At 71.9% G+C, this 17140-nt stretch carries 13 protein-coding genes; 7 read left to right on the top strand and 6 right to left on the bottom strand.

Annotated elements, in window-relative coordinates; translation table 11 throughout:
• Positions 1-12: 12 nt before the first annotated feature.
• Both PWG71_RS01200 and PWG71_RS01195 read right to left on the bottom strand, forming a co-directional pair.
• The gene (locus PWG71_RS01200; RefSeq protein WP_274807567.1) at positions 13-1038 is read right to left on the bottom strand and encodes a class I SAM-dependent methyltransferase; all 1026 of its coding nucleotides are present in this window, start codon (positions 1036-1038) and stop codon (positions 13-15) included.
• Between the two features lie 206 nt (positions 1039-1244).
• Positions 1245-3278: an acyltransferase family protein gene (locus PWG71_RS01195; protein ID WP_274807566.1), complete on the bottom strand. Its 2034-nt coding sequence runs from the start codon at positions 3276-3278 to the stop codon at positions 1245-1247.
• A 350-nt stretch (positions 3279-3628) separates the two neighbouring features.
• On the opposite strand from PWG71_RS01195, the gene PWG71_RS01190 reads away from it, so the two are divergent.
• Positions 3629-4243, top strand: coding sequence for a superoxide dismutase (locus tag PWG71_RS01190; RefSeq protein ID WP_274807565.1), 615 nt, complete (start codon positions 3629-3631; stop codon positions 4241-4243).
• An 87-nt stretch (positions 4244-4330) separates the two neighbouring features.
• Here the strand turns inward: PWG71_RS01190 and PWG71_RS01185 are convergent, their stop codons facing one another.
• Entirely contained in the window at positions 4331-5800 is a 1470-nt protein-coding gene (locus PWG71_RS01185) for an aminotransferase-like domain-containing protein (RefSeq protein WP_274807564.1), read from the bottom strand.
• A 77-nt stretch (positions 5801-5877) separates the two neighbouring features.
• On the opposite strand from PWG71_RS01185, the gene PWG71_RS01180 reads away from it, so the two are divergent.
• Positions 5878-6258: a DUF3291 domain-containing protein gene (locus PWG71_RS01180; RefSeq protein ID WP_274807563.1), complete on the top strand. Its 381-nt coding sequence runs from the start codon at positions 5878-5880 to the stop codon at positions 6256-6258.
• Here PWG71_RS01180 and bioD read toward each other — a convergent pair.
• Positions 6230-6910, bottom strand: coding sequence for a dethiobiotin synthase (gene bioD / locus PWG71_RS01175; RefSeq protein WP_274807562.1), 681 nt, complete (start codon positions 6908-6910; stop codon positions 6230-6232). The genes PWG71_RS01180 and bioD overlap by 29 nt on opposite strands.
• Positions 6907-8169, bottom strand: a complete 1263-nt coding sequence (locus tag PWG71_RS01170; protein WP_274807561.1) for an adenosylmethionine--8-amino-7-oxononanoate transaminase — start codon at positions 8167-8169, stop codon at positions 6907-6909. Before PWG71_RS01170 ends, bioD begins: the two co-directional genes overlap by 4 nt.
• Positions 8170-8558: 389 nt before the next feature.
• On the opposite strand from PWG71_RS01170, the gene PWG71_RS01165 reads away from it, so the two are divergent.
• Together PWG71_RS01165 and PWG71_RS01160 are read left to right on the top strand one after the other, a co-directional pair.
• The gene (locus PWG71_RS01165) at positions 8559-9839 is read left to right on the top strand and encodes an 8-amino-7-oxononanoate synthase (protein ID WP_274807560.1); all 1281 of its coding nucleotides are present in this window, start codon (positions 8559-8561) and stop codon (positions 9837-9839) included.
• A 51-nt stretch (positions 9840-9890) separates the two neighbouring features.
• The gene (locus PWG71_RS01160) at positions 9891-11249 is read left to right on the top strand and encodes an SGNH/GDSL hydrolase family protein (RefSeq protein WP_274808101.1); all 1359 of its coding nucleotides are present in this window, start codon (positions 9891-9893) and stop codon (positions 11247-11249) included.
• Positions 11250-11319: 70 nt separating this feature from the next.
• Here the strand turns inward: PWG71_RS01160 and rocD are convergent, their stop codons facing one another.
• On the bottom strand, positions 11320-12618 hold the full coding sequence (gene rocD, locus PWG71_RS01155) for an ornithine--oxo-acid transaminase (protein ID WP_274807559.1): 1299 nt from the start codon (positions 12616-12618) through the stop codon (positions 11320-11322).
• A gap of 726 nt (positions 12619-13344) precedes the next feature.
• Between rocD and PWG71_RS01150 the strand changes: the two genes are divergently transcribed.
• The 3 genes from PWG71_RS01150 (at position 13345) to PWG71_RS01140 (ending at position 17100) form a co-directional block, all read left to right on the top strand.
• Positions 13345-15048 (top strand): acyl-CoA synthetase, encoded by a 1704-nt coding sequence (locus tag PWG71_RS01150; protein ID WP_274808100.1) that lies wholly within the window; start codon positions 13345-13347, stop codon positions 15046-15048.
• 372 nt (positions 15049-15420) lie between these two features.
• Positions 15421-16347: a DUF368 domain-containing protein gene (locus PWG71_RS01145; protein WP_274807558.1), complete on the top strand. Its 927-nt coding sequence runs from the start codon at positions 15421-15423 to the stop codon at positions 16345-16347.
• A 57-nt stretch (positions 16348-16404) separates the two neighbouring features.
• Positions 16405-17100, top strand: coding sequence for a DedA family protein (locus PWG71_RS01140; protein ID WP_274807557.1), 696 nt, complete (start codon positions 16405-16407; stop codon positions 17098-17100).
• Positions 17101-17140 lie beyond the last annotated feature (40 nt).

Here is a 17140-nt window from a genome sequence, read left to right as displayed (position 1 = left end):
GCGGGAGGGGGCTCACGGCGCCTTGCGGGCGAACACGTGCGCCCCCTTCTCCGCGCTCTCCTCGGTACGGTGCAGTTCGGGGTGCTCGGCCAGCCACCGGTCGCCGACCGCGCGCTCCTCTTCGCGGTCGGCGTCGTCCAGGACGAAGACGACGTCCTCGGTGCAGTGCGAGAGCAGGCGCGGCAGCGCCGGGTACCGGGCGTGCAGCCCGGTGGCCTGGGGCGGGCCGTCCACGAAGACCAGGCCGACGTCCGTCAGGTCGGCCAGCGCGGCGAGGTCGTACCAGCGATCGGCGGTGCGTCGCTCCTCCCCGCCCACCACCACCGTATCCGTCTCGATCTCGGCGAACGGGGCGTGGCGGACCTCGACGATGTCGTCCAGCCCGTGCGAGGCGACCAGGGCGCGGCTCAGTTCGGCGTAGCGGGCGTCGTGTTCGAGGGCGATGAGCCGTCCGCCGCCGGTCCGGCGCAGCGCGTACCCCAGCCAGACGCTGGAGGCGCCGCTGCCGCACTCCACGACCGTCTCCGGGCGCAACCGCTCGATGTGGCGGACCAGGACCCGCAGGACGTCGGGGGAGGCGGCCCAGCCGCGCAGCGGCGGCATGAACGGGGCGGTGTCGAGGTGATCGCGCAGCTCGGTCCAGGCCACCTGCTGCTCGTAGTCGGCACGGCCCTGGACCTCGACGGCGCGGCGCATCTCACGGGTCGCCTTGGGCAGCGCGTGGTCGCCGATGCGGGCGACGCGCTCGCGGACCTCCTTCAGGGCCCGCGCCGTCTCCAGCCGGTCCTCCGCCACTGCCTGGGTGACCGTGCGGCCGTGCTCGCGCACGGAGGCCTCCAGCGCCCGGACCGAACGGCGCACCAGCAGCAGCCCCAGGCCCAGGCCGCAGACCAGGGCCCCGAGCAGGACCAGACCGGTGAGGGTGACCGCCTCCACGGGGGTGATCAGTCCCGTCACGACCAGGATCCCGGGGACCACCAGGGCGAGGACACCGACGACGACGGCGAGGGGGCGCGACAGGCGGCGCAGTGAACGCATGGGCGGGCATCTCCTGAGGGATCACGAGGCCGGTGTGGATGGGGAGGGTTCCAGACGCGCCCGACCGGACGGAGGCGGTCGAAGCGACGATGACACGAGCGGCCCACGCGACCAAGAGAACACCCCGTTCGCGAAGACGAAACCCGTGTGCCGGGCAATTCCCCCTTTGTTCATCCGAAGATCACCGCGGGCCGACCGACGCGCCCTCAAGAGTTCTCCGGATCGGGGACCCATCCCGTGGCCGTCACCAAGGTCTCCTCCATGGCCGGGATGAGCGTGCGGGCGTAGGTGGCGGTCATGTGGGAGTAGTCCCAGAACACCAGGATGTTGCCCACGACCGCGTCGCAGCGACCGTCGGGGCAGACGTGCCCGGTCAGGTCCACCAGGGTGACGTTGTCCGGGAGGTCCCCGGCCTCGTCCAGTACGACGGCCGGGTCGCGGTCGGCCTGCGCGTACACGGCGGGGCTGGTGCACTCCTCGACCGGTTCGCTCGCCACGCACTCGGCGCCGGCATAGGGGCGTCGGGGCAGGTCACGGATGCCGATCACGTCGATGCCGAGTGTGTCCAGCTCCCGCCAACGATCCACGAAACCGGAGGGGACGGTCTCCCCTTCGGCGCTGGAGCGGGTCGAGGAGGTGAGCACGGCGTCGGGACGCAGCAGTTCCAGTTCCGCCATGGCCCGGGCGTTCCACTCCTGGCATTCGGTGAACACCCGCCCCTGGGTGTGCGGGACGCCGGAGGCGAACTGACACCCGCTCTTGGTGAACGACACCAAACGCCAACCGTGTGTCTCGGCGACCGCCTGCACCGCCGGATACCAGTGCGCGGTGCGGGAGGCGCCGACCAGGGCCAGGGTGTGCTCGGCGTCCTCGGGGCCGGTCCGACAGATCTCGGGTTCCTCGACGTGGAGGTTCACGTGACAGCCCTGGAGGTGGTGATCGGACAGGTCGTCGCTGGCGTCGAGGGGGTCGGGGACCACCGGCAGGTCCGGCAGCACACCGGCCAGTTCGGGGCGGGTGACCAGGGCGGCCCCGGGGTAGTCGACGGGTTCGATGACCCGCTCGGTGCGTTCCCGACGTTGCTCGGCGATCCGGTCCGACCACTGCGAGCCGAGGACCAGGGGCGGGGCGAGCAGCAGCGCGGCCAGCGACGCCGACCAGGCCGGGAGCCAGGCGCGGCGCACCCGCAGGGTGATCCGCTCGGCGCCGCCCTCGACGATCCTCTTCGTCACCCAGGCCAGGACCAGGGACAGGCCCAGGACGGCGGCCCCGCCGAGCGGTGTGGCCAGGGGGCGGCCGGTGAGCTGGAGGTACACCACCAGGAGCGGCCAGTGCCAGAGGTAGAGCGCGTAGGACAGCCCGCCCAGCGCCATCAGCGGGCGGCGGGTGAGCAGCCGGTCGACGCCGAACCTGCTGCCGCTGTCCCCCGCCACGATGACGGCGACGGCGGCGAGGGTCGGCCACAGGGCGGCGTATCCGGGGAACAGCGAGGAGACCGGCAGGAGCACGCCGCACAGGACCAGGGCGACCAGTCCGACCCAGCCCAGGATCACCCGCACCGGCCGGGGCGGGGTGAGCCGGTGGACCACCAGGGCCAGGACGCCGCCCAGGGCGAACTCCCACAGGCGGGCTCCGGTGTCGAAGTAGGCCCAGGGCTGGTCGACGGCGGTGATCCACATGGAGTACGCCAGGGAGAGGACCAGGACCGCGCCGATCGTGACGAGCGCGGCATGCCGGATCCGGGACCGGCCCACCGCCAGGAGCACCGCGCCCAGCAGGAGCGGCCACAGCACGTAGAACTGCCCCTGGATGGACAGCGACCAGAAGTGCTGCACGGGACTGGGCGCGCCCTCCCTGGCCAGGTAGTCGACGGCGGCCCGGGCCAGTGCCCAGTTCTCGTGGTAGAGGGCAGCGGCGTAGACCTCGGAGATGACGTCCGGCCACCGCGAACGCGGGAGCCACAGGTACGTCATGGCCAGGATCGCCACCAGCACCACGCCGACGGCGGGTGTCAGCCGGCGCAGCAGCCGGGTCCAGAACCCGAGGACGTCGATACGCCCGTGCCGTTCCGCCGAGCGCACCAGGGAACCGGTGATGAGGAACCCGGTGAGCAGCAGGAAGACGTCCACACCGCCGGAGACCCGGCCGAACCAGATGTGATAGACGGCGACCAGCAGGACGGCGACGGCGCGCAGTCCTTCGATCTCCGGACGGAACCCGCTGCGTTCGGGAGTGGACATGGACGTGCCTCGGAGGTGTTCGGGAGGGATGGGGGGCCGGGAGACCGGCGTTGGATCATCGCCCCTCTCGGAGAACGAACGTTGAACCCCCCTCCAACACACGGCAACGGGCGCCCGGCGACACTGACCCACCCTCGCGAAGACCTCCGGTTCCCCGTCTCGGGAGGTTCACATCACACGCGCACCATCGACCGCGAAAAGGACACGGAGGGTGACCGGCCGTTTATTCCCTTCTCCCGGTGTCGGTGTCCTGACACGGGAAGCCCCGCCACACGGCTGATAGCTTGCTGCCTAGCGATCCCATCGCTGATAAGCACGACGAACCGCTTCATAGGAAAGGTGCGTCAGAGATGTCTGCGCCATACACGCTCCCCGAGCTGCCCTACGACTACGCGGCCCTGGAGCCGTGGATCTCGGGTCAGATCATGGAGCTGCACCACGACAAGCACCACGCCGCCTATGTCGCCGGTGCCAACTCGGCGCTGGAGCAGCTCGCCGAGGCCCGCGACAAGGGCGAATTCGGAACCGTGACCATGCTGGAGAAGAACCTCGCGTTCCACCTCGGCGGGCACGTCAACCACAGCGTCTTCTGGAAGAACCTGTCCGCCGACGGCGGCGACAAGCCCGAGGGCGAGCTGGGCGCCGCCATCGACGACCAGTTCGGCTCCTTCGACGCCTTCCGCGGTCAGTTCAACGCGGTCGCCGCGAGCCTCCAGGGTTCCGGCTGGGCCTTCCTGGCCTGGGACGCCCTCGGTCAGCGCCTGATCATCGAGCAGCTCTACGACCAGCAGGGCAACGCCGCGCTGAGCTCCGTGCCGCTGCTCATGCTGGACATGTGGGAGCACGCCTTCTACCTCCAGTACAAGAACGTGAAGGCCGACTACATCAAGGCGTTCTGGAACGTGGTCAACTGGGCCGACGTCCAGGAGCGCTTCGAGGCCGCCCGCAAGGTCCGGATCGGCTAGCAGGCCGAGAGGCACCTCGCGACACGCCGAAGGGCGGTGCCGTCCCTCCGGACGGCACCGCCCTCGTTCCGTCACCCACCGTCGCCCTCAGATCATCAGGGGGACCGGGGCGTCGATGGGGCCGTGCCGGTCGAGTTCGCGCCAGGCGCGGGACAGCCGCCAGACGATCTCCTCCCGTCCCTCGGCCTCGAAGGGCACGGGCAGCCGGAAGTACCGGTCGTGGTGTTCCTGGGGGGCGGCCGTCATCAACGTTCCGGGCACCAGTTCGAGCCCGTGGCAGAGCGCGACCTGGGCGTAGGCCCGGGAGCCGATGCCCGGCAGTTCGATCCACAGCGCGGCGCCGCCGTCGGGGCGCTTCCACCGCCAGTCGGGCAGATCGCGGCGGAGCAGCGCCTCCAGATGGTCCATCGCCTCGCTCAGGTGCGCGGAGCGCTCGCGGGAGAGCCGGTCGTAGTCGGCCAGAAGGCGCACGGCGACGACCTGGTCCAGTTGCGGGCCGGCCAGGTCGGCCAGGACCTTGCGGCGGCTGAGCCGCAGCGCCATCTCCGCCGGGGCGCGCAGCCAGCCGACGCGCAGGCCCGCCCAGGCCACCTTGGACAGTGAGTCGACGCTGATGATCTCCGCGCCCCGGGGTGCGAAGGCGGCCAGCGGCGCCGGTTCCCGGGGATGCCGGATACCGGTGTAGGCGGAGTCCTCCAGCACCGGCACCCCGTACCGGGCCGACAGCTCCCCCACTTCCCGGCGGCGTGCGACGGACATCATCGTGCCGGTGGGGTTGTGGTACGAGGGCATCGTGTAGACGAGGTGCGGCGCGTGCTCGTCGACGGCCCGGCGCAGCCGGTTGATGTCGATGCCCTGGTCGTCGAGCGGCACGGGCACGAACCGGGCGCCCTGGTCGCTCATGAGGTCCAGGCAGCCGGCGAACCCCGGGTCCTCCACCACGACGGGGGACCCCTTGCGCAGGTAGAGCTGGGCCACCAGGGAGATGGCCTGGTGTGCGCCGGTGGTCACGACGATCTGGTCCGCGGTCGTGGGCAGGTCCCGGGCCCGGTAGAAGTCGGCGATGGCCTCGCGCAGTTCGGGGAGGCCGCGGGGGTGGTAGGTGCCCTCGGCGAGCAGGGGGCCCAGGTCGTCCAGGCTCTCCCGGACGATCTCCGTGAACCCGGGGAGCGCCGGGGTGCTCATGCAGGAGGCGGAGATGAGGTCGGCCTCCTTCTGGATGAGGTTGCGGTACATGTACTGCCCGACCCCGTTCGTCGCCCAGCCGTCGGAGCGCACCGGGGCGACCTTGAGGCTGACCCGGGTGCCGCTGCCCTGACGGCTGTCGAAGACCCCCTCCGAGCGCAGCAGGTCGTAGGCGGACACCACCGTGGTCCGACTGACCCGCAGCGCCGCCGCCAGGATCCGTTCGGAGGGCAGCCGCTCCCCGGGTTCGAGGCTCCCCTCGTCGATGAGGGCCCGCAGTCCGTCGGCGAGCCGACGGTAGAGCGCCCCGCTCCCGACGGACCAGGTACCGAGGAGACCGACGAGGTCGTCCACCGTTCGAGAAGAGTCCATTTGTGCCTCCATTGGCTCTACACAGCCATCTTCTTCATGTCCATACTGACAGAAATGGACCTCTAAAGGGAGTCATCATGGCATACCAATCTTCTGTTCTCGTCGAATCCCGGCTCCTGCGCGGCAACGGCCTCGCCCCGCTCGTGAAGGGGATGCGGGCACTGGCCGAGTCCACCGAAGACCATCTGAGCGAAGTGGACTTCTCCATCTCGGAGAACGAGGTCCACATCGTCTCCCTGTGGCGGGACGCGGTCGCCCTGCGGGCCTTCGTCGAGGAGGCCCACTCCCTGTTGATCGCCCATCGCGAGCGGCACGGGGCCTTCCCGACGGTGGAGCGCACCCTGTGGTGGTCGGAGGGGACGCCCACCCCGGACGAGACCCGCGGGCGCGAAGAGCACCTGCGCGCCCACGGCCCCGGCAGCAGGGCCTTCACCCTCGCCTCCCCGGTCCCGGCCTGAAGCCGGCCAGGGCCCGCCGGGCCGTCTCCGCGAAGGCCTCCGGGTCCAGGCCGGCGCACCCCTCCGGCAGCGCCCCCACGACCGGGCCCGCGCCCATCCCGGGCAGGTCCTCCAGATTGCAGCGCATCGCCAGATCGGGCGCGTCCGGCCACGAACCGATGATCACGCCCGCCGAGAGCAACCCGCGCCCGTTCAGCGCCTCGGCGGTGAGCGCCACCTCGTTGAGCGTCCCCAGACCGGCCCGCGCCACGACGAGGACGGGGGCGCGCAGGAGGACCGCGACGTCGGCCAGGGTCTGCCCCTCACCGTTCAACCGCACCAACAGTCCGCCGGCACCCTCGACGAGGACGAGGTCGTGGGTGTTCTCCAGGGAACGGGCGGCGTCGGCGACCTTCTCGGCGCGCACCTCCGGAAGGCCCGAGCGGGCGGCCGCCGTGGCGGGGGCCAGCGGGTCGGGGTAGCGCGCCAGTTCCACCGAGGTCACCGTGGGGACCAGCGCGGCGATCGTCTCGACGTCCCCGGCCTCGGTCTCCCCCACCCCGGTCTGGGCGGGTTTGACCACCGCGACCCGGCCGTCGAAGGCCGCCGCGACGGCGGCGGTCACCATGGTCTTGCCCACGCCGGTCCCGGTACCGGTCACCACCAGGATCATCGGGACGCCTCCGCGGCCGCGACCATCCCCGCCGCGACGGTGGCGATGTCGTCGTCGGTGCACACGTACGGCGGCATGGTGTAGACGAGGTTCCGGAACGGCCGCAACCAGACCCCCGCGTCCAGGGCGGCGCGCGTGGCCTCGCGCATCCGCACGGGTCCGTCCAGTTCGATCACCCCGATGGCGCCGCGCACCCGTGTCCCGGGGACGCCGGCGAGCCCTTCGGTGAGCCCTCGCTCGATCCGGGCGATGTCGGACCGCCAGTCCGACTCCATCAGCAGCCGCACCGAGGCGACCGCGACGGCGCAGGCCAGCGGGTTGGCCATGAACGTGGGACCGTGCGCCAGGACCGGCACCTCCCCCCGGGCGATCCCGTCGGTGACCCGTTCCCCGCACAGCACGGCGGCCAGGGTGAGGTACCCGCCGGTCAGCGCCTTGCCCAGGCACATGATGTCGGGGGCCGTCCCGGCGGCGTCGGCGGCGAACAGGGATCCGGTGCGCCCGAATCCGGTGGCGATCTCGTCGAAGACCAACAGGACGCCGTACTCGTCGGCGATGCGCCGCAGCTCCTTCAGGTGGCGGGGGTCGTGGAAGCGCATGCCGCCGGCGCCCTGGACCAGGGGCTCGACGATGATCCCGGCGAGTTCGCGGGCGTGCCGGGCCACCAGGGACTCCAGTGCGGCCGTGTGGTCGGGGTCGTACTCCTCCGGCGGCGCGGGCGCGAAGACCTGCGCGGGCAGCACGTCGCCCCACAGGGCGTGCATGCCGCCCTCCGGGTCGCAGACGCTCATCGCGTGGAAGGTGTCCCCGTGGTAACCGCCGCGCCAGGTGAGGAACCGGCTCCGGCCCGCCTCGCCCCGGGAGCGGTGGTACTGGAGGCACATCTTCATCGCCACCTCGACGGCGACGGAACCGGAGTCGGCCAGGAAGACGTGGCGCAGGGGTTCGGGGGTGATCTCCACCAGCAGCGCGGCCAGCTCCGCCGCCGGGCCGTGGGTGAGTCCGCCGAACATCACGTGGCTGAAGGTGTCGGCCTGCGCGTGCAGCGCGGCGTCCAGGACCGGGTGCCGGTACCCGTGGATCGCCGACCACCAGGAGGACATGCCGTCGACGACGTCGAACCCCCGTTCCCCGTCCGACAGGTGCAGGCGGCTTCCCCCCGCCCCGGTGACGACCAGGGGCGGCTCGCCCGCGGGGAGGGTCGAGTAGGGGTGCCACAGGTGTGCGCGATCGACGGAACGTATCCACTCAGGCGTCATGTGGACCCATTGTCCACTCGGCGCGGCCGGACCGGAGCCGTACGGTCCTACCAGGATTCGAGGTGGAACTTTGTGGGCTTCCACCGGTGACGCGCGGACCCCGGACCGGGCAGAGTCGGTTACGCCTCCCTGGCACGAGGACCGGGCCGCCCCAGCGGGATTGGCCGCCGCTGGGTCGGTCCCTTCGTGCGCCGACACCGCGGCGGGTCGGGCGTCGGACCGGGCCGTCTCCCCGGTCCCCTTCGCCCCGCGCACGGGGAGCGCCGTCGAGCGCCCGGGCCCCGAGCGCCTCTCCGCCGCCGCGCGGCGTCCCCCCACACCACGAAAGGCCCTGTGGCACGATCCCCCTCGGAGTACGCGACTCCCCCTTCCGCGAAGGAGCATCCGCCATGGACGGCCAGGCACTCACCCCGCCCCGACGCCCCTGGACCCTGCGGTCCGCCCGCACGGACTCCCGGCGGTCCCCCGGTGTCGGCGCGCCGACCGCGCACCCCTTCTCCTGGTTGTCGCACGCCTCCGCCGCGCGGGCCCGGGCGGGACTGACCCGCCGTGTCACGCCCCGGGCCGCCACCGAACACGTGCTGGACCTGGCCGGCAACGACTATCTGGGGTTGCTGCGCCACCCCCGTGTGGCGGAGGCCGCCGAGGCGGCGATCCGACGCTGGGGCACCGGCGCCGGCGGGTCGCGCCTGGTCACCGGCGACACCGAACTCCATCACGAGCTCGAACGGGAGCTGGCCGACCACCTCGGCACCGAGTCGGCCCTGGTCTTCTCCTCCGGGTACACCGCCAACCTCGCGATGGTCACCGCCCTGACCGCCCCGTTCCCGCAGGCGGGTCCGACCGCGTCGTCCCCACTGCTGGTGTGCGACCGCCACAACCACGCGTCGCTGATCGACGCCACCCGGCTGGCCCGGGCGGCGGGGGCCCGGGTGGCCCTGTTCGAGCACGCCGACCCGGTCTCGGCGGCACGGGCGTTGGAGGGGCGCGCGGACGATCGGGCGGCCCGGACCCTGGTGGTCAGCGACACCGTCTTCTCCGTGGACGGCGATCTCACCGACCTCGGGGCGCTGCACCGCGCGGCCCGGGCGGCCGGCGGCGCCCTGCTGCTCGACGACGCCCACGGGCTCGGTGTCGTCGGACCGGGCGGCCGGGGCGCGCTGTCCGCGGCCGGGCTGCTCCCGGCCCCCGACGACGTGGTCGTCTCGGTCACCCTCTCCAAGGCGCTCGCCGCTCAGGGCGGTGCCGTCGCGGGTCCGGCCCGGGTCGTCCGGCACCTGGTGGAGACCGCCCGCACGTTCATCTTCGACACCGGGTTGGCCCCTGCGTCGGCGGCGGCCGCCCTCGCCGCGCTGCGCGTCCTGCGCGCCGAGCCCGAACGCGCCGAGGCGGTGCGCGCCCACGCCCGCCGTCTCCATGACGAGCTGAGCGAACGGGGATGCGAGGTCACCGCCCCCGACGCCGCCGTGGTGTCGGTGACGGCCCCCTCCCCGGAGGCGGCGGTGCGCTGGCGGGCCGCCTGTCTGAGGGCCGGGGTGCGGGTGGGCTGCTTCCGTCCCCCGTCGGTTCCCGACGGCCGTTCCCGCCTGCGGTTGACGGCACGGGCGACGCTCACCGAAGCCGAGGTCCGCCGGGCGGTGGACGTCATCGTCGCACATCTCCCCGGGTAACCTTCGGAGGGGACAGAAGGACCGTCCGCGACAAAGGAGGCGGTGACCGCAGTGCCGGGCCGTGACGACGCATCGGGTACCCCCGAACAGAACCCGAACGCCGACGACGCGGCGAAGACCCCTCCCGAGGACACCGCTCCCCCCGGGTCTCCCGACGCTTCCGGCCCCGAGGCCCCCGCCGGGACCGGCGCCACCGTGGCCGGAGCGGTGGCGACGCCGCGCCGCCGCGGCCGCTTGCGCACCCGGATCGGCGTGGGCGTGGCCCTGGTGCTGGTCGTCTCCCTCATCGTCATGTTGACCGTGCCCGCCGGCCGGGACGCGCTGCGCTTCCTGTGGTGCGGGGTCACGGGCGGGATCTGCCCCAGCACCGAGCTCCCCCCGATCGCCGAGGAGGAGGAGACCGACTGGCGGACGCGGGTGGCCCCCGAGGAGGGCGCCGTGTGGGGCAACTACGTGTCCCTGGGCGACTCCTACTCCTCCGGTGACGGCGCCGGCGACTACGCCCCCGAGACCGCCGTGGCCGGCGGTTGCTGGCGGTCGGCCAACGCCTACGCCCACCTCATCGAGGAGGAGTTCGACTTCGCCGGCGCGCTGGCCTTCTACGCGTGCAGCAGCCACAAGGGGTCCGCCATGCTCTCCGAGCTGGGCACCCCCGACTCCCAGATCGAGCGGGTCACCGAGCACACCTCCCTGGTGACGCTCGGGATCGGCGGCAACGACCTGGGCTTCATCCCCGTCCTGCGCACCTGCATCGTGCGCATGCCCCTCCTGGAGAGCAGTGTCTGCACCGCCCAGGAGGAGGACATCGCCGAGCGGATGGACAAGTTCGAGGAGACCCTGAGCACCGTCGTCGGGGAGATCCGGAGCCGGGCCCCGGACGCGCGGATCCTGGTGCTGGGCTATCCGCGACTGTTCCCGGAGGAGCCGCCGGGCATGTACTACACGCTGACCGTCAAGGACCAGCTCTGGCTCAACGGGATCGCCGAGCGGTTCAACACCCGTATCCGTGACGTGGTCTACCGTGCCGACGGCGGGATCTACGGCACTCGGGAGGCGGGCAGCGTGGAGTACGTCAACACCTTCTCCGCGTTCAGCGGCCACGAGGTCAGCGCCGAGGACGCCTGGTTGAACGGGATCGTGCTCGGCCAGTTCGGTGAGGGCCTGAAGGTGGACCGGGCGACCTTCCACCCCACCGCTCAGGGACAGCGGTCGCTCGCCGAGCGGGTGCGCCTTCAGATCATGGAGGGCCCCGAACGCGTCCTGTACGTGTCGCGGGAGACCCTGGCCCGGGTGGACGAGTCGCTGCTGCACACCGAGCTGGGCGGTCCGCTGGACCCGGTGCACCGGCCCTCGGAGGAACCCTCCGAGGACCCCTCCGAGTCGGTGGTCGACGAGGCCGGCGGTTCCTGACCGCCCTCGACACCGCCGGCGGGCGTCCGCCCCGGTCCCCCGGGGCGGACGCCCGCCGTTCGCGGCGTGGTCAGCGCCCGGCCCTGAGGTCCTCCAGGACCTCGGCGAACCGGTCCAGACCCCAGTTGAGGTCCTCCTCGCTGATCACCAGCGGCGGCGACATGCGCACCGTCGAGCCGTGGGTGTCCTTGACCAGGACGCCCTTCTTCGCGAGCCGCTCGCACATCTCCTTGCCCGAGGCCAGGGCGGGGTCGACGTCGACCCCGGCCCACAGCCCGATGCTCCGAGCGGCGACCACCCCGTTGCCGACGAACCCGTCGAGGCGGCGGGTGAGCACCTCGCCCAGTTTGCGGGCGTTCTCCAGGTAGGGGCCCTCGGTCAGCATCCGGACGACCGTGTGGCCCACCGCGCCGGCGAGCGGGTTGCCGCCGAAGGTGCTCCCGTGCTGGCCCGGCCGGATCACGCCGAGCACGTCCTCGTCGGCCACCATCGCCGACACCGGGAGGATGCCGCCGCCGAGGGCCTTGCCGAACAGGTAGGCGTCGGGGACGACCCCGCTGTGCTCGCAGGCCCTGATGGTGCCGGTGCGGCCGAGGCCGGACTGGACCTCGTCGGCGATGAACAGGACCCGGTTGGCGTCGCAGATCTCCCGCACCCGCGGCAGGTAGTCCCGCGAGGGCACGATGACCCCGGCCTCGCCCTGGACGGGTTCGATGAGGACGGCGACCGTGGTGTGGTCGATGGCCGCCTCGATGGCCGCGGCGTCGCCGTAGGGCACCGAGCGGAACCCGGGCGTGTAGGGACCGAATCCGGTACGCGCCTCGGAGTCCGAGGAGAAGGAGATGATCGTGGTGGTGCGCCCGTGGAAGTTGGCGCCGGCCACGACGATGGTGGCCTCGTTCTCGGCCACGCCCTTGACCTCGTAGCCCCACTTGCGGGCGACCTTGATGCCGGTCTCGACCGCCTCGGCGCCGGTGTTCATCGGCAGGACCTTCTCCTTGCCGACCATCCCGGCGAGGGCGTCGACCCAGGGGCCGAAACGATCGTTGTGGAAGGCGCGGCTGGTGAGTGTCACCCGGTCGATCTGGCGGTGGGCCGCGGCCAGCAGGTCGGGGTTGTGGTGGCCGAAGTTCATGGCCGAGTATCCGGCCAGACAGTCCAGGTAGCGTTCGCCCTCCACGTCCGTCACCCAGGCCCCGCGGCCCTCGGCGATGACGACGGGCAGGGGCGCGTAGTTGTGCGCGGAGTGCTTCCGCGCCAGGGCGATGTGGTCCGCGCTGGAGAGCGCGGGGGTCTCGTCTTCGGGAAGTGTTGCTCCGCCGGGGTTCCCGGCGGTGTTCCGCTGCCCCAGGTTCTGGGTGTTGCTCATCCAACCGCTCCGATCACCATTGACCGATGTCAGACACTAGATACCCACCGAAGGGGCCCGGTAGAGCCCCGGCGGAGAGTCCCCAAGAGTTGAGCAGATGATCCGGTGAGCCCACAAGGGGGTGGCGGCGGTATCCGTGATGTGCCGACGAACGGCGGCGCCCCTCCGAGGAACTTTCACCGGATCAGCCACAGTGAGGCACGTCACGCGACGGGCCCGCGGGGGTCGACCCGTTCCCCGTGCACGGACATGCGCCCCCGTCACCGTCGCTGTTCGAACCGCCGATCGAACACCCGGGGCGGGCAGGCGGCGCGACACCGCGCGAGCGGAGGGAAGCGGGAGGCCGTCGTCGGGGCGCACGACTCCCGTTGTGGTGACCGACACGGACCCTCCGGACGGAAACGTCCGGGATGTCGGCATCCGACCACGGAATCAGCAACGGTGAGGTGTGTCACAAGCGCACGATCGGGCCCGGAATCCGGGTGCCACATCCACCCCGGACAGCCCGTGGAACAGGGCCGTCCGCGCGCTGTGACCGGGCCCGTGAGGTCGGGTGACGCGGTCCACAGCCCCACCGGCGGTCGGTCGGCCCCCCGACGGGTACGGTCGGCTCACAAGCCACCGACGCGCCGACCGGATCCGGTCGGCGTCGGCGTTCCGCCGCGAGCCCCGGGCCGTGGACGGTGCGCCCGTACCCACCGCCGAGGGAGGCAGACCGTGCGTTCAGTGCCCCTGGGGTCCACCGCACCGGAGACCGCCGCGCGCCCCGCGACGGCCGACCCGGACACCGCCTTCTCCCTGTCCCTCCTGTTCGACGCGGTCGCCGAGGCGGTTCCGGACCGGATCGCGCTGGTCGCCGGAGCACGGGTCCTCTCCTACGCCGGATTGCGCGAACGCGCGGACCGGTTGGCCCGGCACCTGGTGGCGGCGGGGATCGGCCGCGGCGAGCACGTGGCGATCCTGTCCTTCAACCGGGCCGAGTGGGTGGAGACCTTCCTGGGGGTGCTGCGCGCGGGCGCGGTGCCCGTCAACGTCAACTACCGCTATGTGGCGGGCGAACTGCGCCACGTCCTGGCCGACTCGCACACGGTGGCGCTGGTGGCCGAGGAGTCCCTGGCCGCGACCGTGGCCGTGGTGCGTTCCGACCTGCCGCGCCTGCGGCACACGGTGCTGCTGTCGGACGGGGCGGATCCGAACGACCGCGCGGCGGTGCGCGCCGCGTTCCCCGACGCGGTGGACTACGAGATCGCGCTGTCCGACGCTCCGGTCGGGACGGCGCTGCCGCCGACCTCGGGCACGGACCACTACCTGCTGTACACGGGCGGCACCACCGGCTACCCCAAGGGGGTCCTGTGGCGGCAGGCCGACATCTTCCGAGCGGCGATCGAGCGCCGCTCCCCCGGCGCCGCGCGCGCCCGCTCCCCGAAGGACGTGGCGGAGCGGGCCCGGTCGTGCTTCCCCCAGCGCATGTTGGTGCTGGGCCCGTTGATGCACGCCGCCGGCCAGTGGAACGCGTTGAGCATGCTGCTGTGCGGCAAGCGGGTGGTGCTGTCGACCGACCGCAGTTTCCAGGCCGAGCGGGTCGTCTCGCTGGCCCACCGGGAGGGCGTGCACACGCTCCAGGTGGTGGGCGACGCGATGGCCCGCCCGCTGGCGCGGCACCTGCTCACCGAGCCGGACCTGTGCCCGGAACTCTCGGCGGTGCGTTCGGGCGGGACGCCGCTCACCCCGCCGGTGCGCGGGCTGTGGCGGGCCTGGCGCGAGGACATCGCCCTGGCCGACTCCTACGGGGGCTCGGAGACGGGGGTGTGCGGTTCGGCGACCGCCGGTGACGGGGAGGGCTCGGCGGAACCGTTGACCGGGTCTCCCGACGGGCGCAGTTTCACCATGGGCGGCAGCATCGCCGTGCTGGACGAGCGGTTGTGTCCGCTGCCGCCGGGGTCCGCCGTGATCGGCCGGATCGCGCGCACCGGACGGATCCCGTTGGGGTACTACAACGATCCGATCGCCACGGCGCGCACGTTCCCGACCGATGACCTGGGACGGCGCTGGGCCCTGTCCGGGGACTTCGGCACCCGGGCCCGGGACGGGGCGATCGTGCTGCTCGGCCGGGGCAGCGTCGTCATCAACACGGCGGGCGAGAAGGTGTACCCGGAAGAGGTCGAGGCGGCGCTGAAGGCGCACCCCTCCGTGGAGGACGCCATCGTGGTGCCCGCTCCGGACGAACGGCTGGGGCAGCGGGTCACCGCGCTGGTCTCCCTCGCGGAGGGGGCGGAACCCGACGAGGCGGGTCTGCTCGTGTTCTGCCGGGTGCGCCTGGCGGGGTTCAAGGTGCCGAGGACGGTGCACTTCGTCGATCGGGTGCGCCGCACGGCCGTCGGCAAGCAGGATTACCGATGGGCGTCGTCGGTGGTCCGGGACGGGGCCTGACGAAGTCGAGGGCCCCTTCGCGGTGTCCCGCGCCCGTGATCTCGTACATCCGTGCGCGCCACAGCGGGGATCCACGTTTCGGTTATCAGACCAATGTGCTCATGACGAGCCGGAACATCGACATCGGACGCGTGAAGGCCGTATCCACGTGCCCGTACGGCACTAGACTGGCATCGCCGCCTCCAGAGCCCCCTCCCCCGGGGAGCGAACGGACCGCGACCCCGATACGGGGTGCGGGATCACACGTCAGTGAGCGGCGGAAACCCCCTCTCTCTCCCGGACCCCTCGTCCATGGGGTCCGGCGGTATCGATGTCAGAACGGAGAACGGCGCCCCTCACCCCCACCGGACCGGGGCCGCGCCCAACGATCAGATGGCCAGAACAGCAGGCTCTTACCTCTTCAACATGGTGCGCGGAGGCGCGGTCGGCGCTTCGGAGGCGCTCCCGGGCATCAGCGGCGGCACGGTCGCCCTGATCGTCGGACTGTACGACAAGCTGATCGGCGGGGCCGGTCACCTGGTCAGCGGTATCAAGCGCTACGTCACCGACGTCCCGCGCGGCCGGGGACCGGAGCGTGCCAGGGCGCAGTTCCGGATGGTCGACTGGAGCGTGCTGATCCCCGCCCTCATCGGCATGGCCGTCTTCCTCGTCGGCGCCGCGATCGTCCTCGCCCCCCTCGTGGAGGCCTACCCGCAGTACGCCTACGCGATCTTCTTCGGCCTGGTGCTGGCCTGCCTGTGGATCCCCTACACGGGTTCGGGCAGCGCGTGGCGCCCCTGGCACTACCTCGTCGCGCTCGTCTTCGCCGCCGGGGCCTTCCTCATCACCGGCCTGCCGGGGGCGAACCTGCCCACCCACCCCGTGGTGGTCTTCTTCGCAGCCGCGATCGCGATCTGCGCCCTGGTCCTGCCCGGGATCTCCGGTTCCTTCCTTCTGCTCACGATGGGCCTGTACGAGCCCACGATGAACGCGGTGCGCGACGTGGACCTCGTCTACCTGGGTGTCTTCGCCCTGGGCGCCCTCACCGGCCTGTCCCTGTTCGTCAAGGTGCTCCAGTACCTGCTGGAGAACTTCCACCACATGACCCTGGTCGTCCTGACGGGTCTCATGGCCGGGTCGCTGCGCGCGCTGTGGCCCTGGCAGAACGAGGACCGCGCCTTCGTGACGCCGACCGAGGTCCCGGTCACCGTCGCCCTCATGGTGCTCGGCTTCGCCGTGGTGGTGGCCGCCATCGTCTGGGAGCGGCACAAGCTCGCCCGCGAAGCCGCCGACGCCAGGCCCGGATCCGTCTCCGTCTGAGACCCGGCGGGACCCGCGGGGTCCCGCCGACCGAGACCGGAAAGCACGGAAGCACCCTTGTCGAACCTCACCATCCGGGCCACGGGCCCGGTCGATGCCATCGATCCCGCCCACGAATACGAAGGGTTCATCGGCTGGGTCCTGAACCTCATGGTCACGCTGGGCGAGCCCGGTGTGGGCATCGCCCTGTTCATCGAGACCTTCTTCCCCCCGATGCCCAGTGAGGCCGTCCTGCCCGGCGCGGGCTTCCTCGCCTACGACGGTCAGATGAACGTCTGGCTGGCCATCATGTGGGCCACCATCGGCTGTCTGGTCGGCGCGTGGGGCTTCTACGCCCTGGGCGCCCTGCTCGGCCGTGAGCGTACGGCCCGACTGGTCGAGAAGACCCCGCTGCTGGAGATCGAGGACTTCCACAAGGCCGAGCGGTTCTTCCTGCGCTTCGGTGGTCTGGCCGTGCTGCTGGGCAGGTGCGTACCCCTGGTCCGCAGCTTCATCTCCGTCCCGGCCGGCATCGAGCGGATGCCACTGCTGAAGTTCTCCGTCTACACCGTCATCGGATCGGCCGTGTGGAACTCCCTCTGGATCGGTCTCGGCTTCGCCTTCGGTCCGGCCATCAAACCGGTCCTGGTCCAGTGGAGCGGCCTGATCAGCAACCTCGTGCTGGTCGTCATCGCCCTACTGCTGTTGTGGTTCGTGGTCGTCCGGGTGCGTAAGATCCTCAAGGCGCGCGCCGGGAACACCCCGGCCGCGTGACGTCCCGGCGGCGACCCGCCGCCACTCCACAACGTCGCGA

Source organism: Nocardiopsis sp. N85, from assembly GCF_028882275.1.
Classification (GTDB): Bacteria; Actinomycetota; Actinomycetes; order Streptosporangiales; family Streptosporangiaceae; genus Nocardiopsis; species Nocardiopsis lambiniae.
This window is presented reverse-complemented; position numbering and strand designations above follow the sequence as displayed.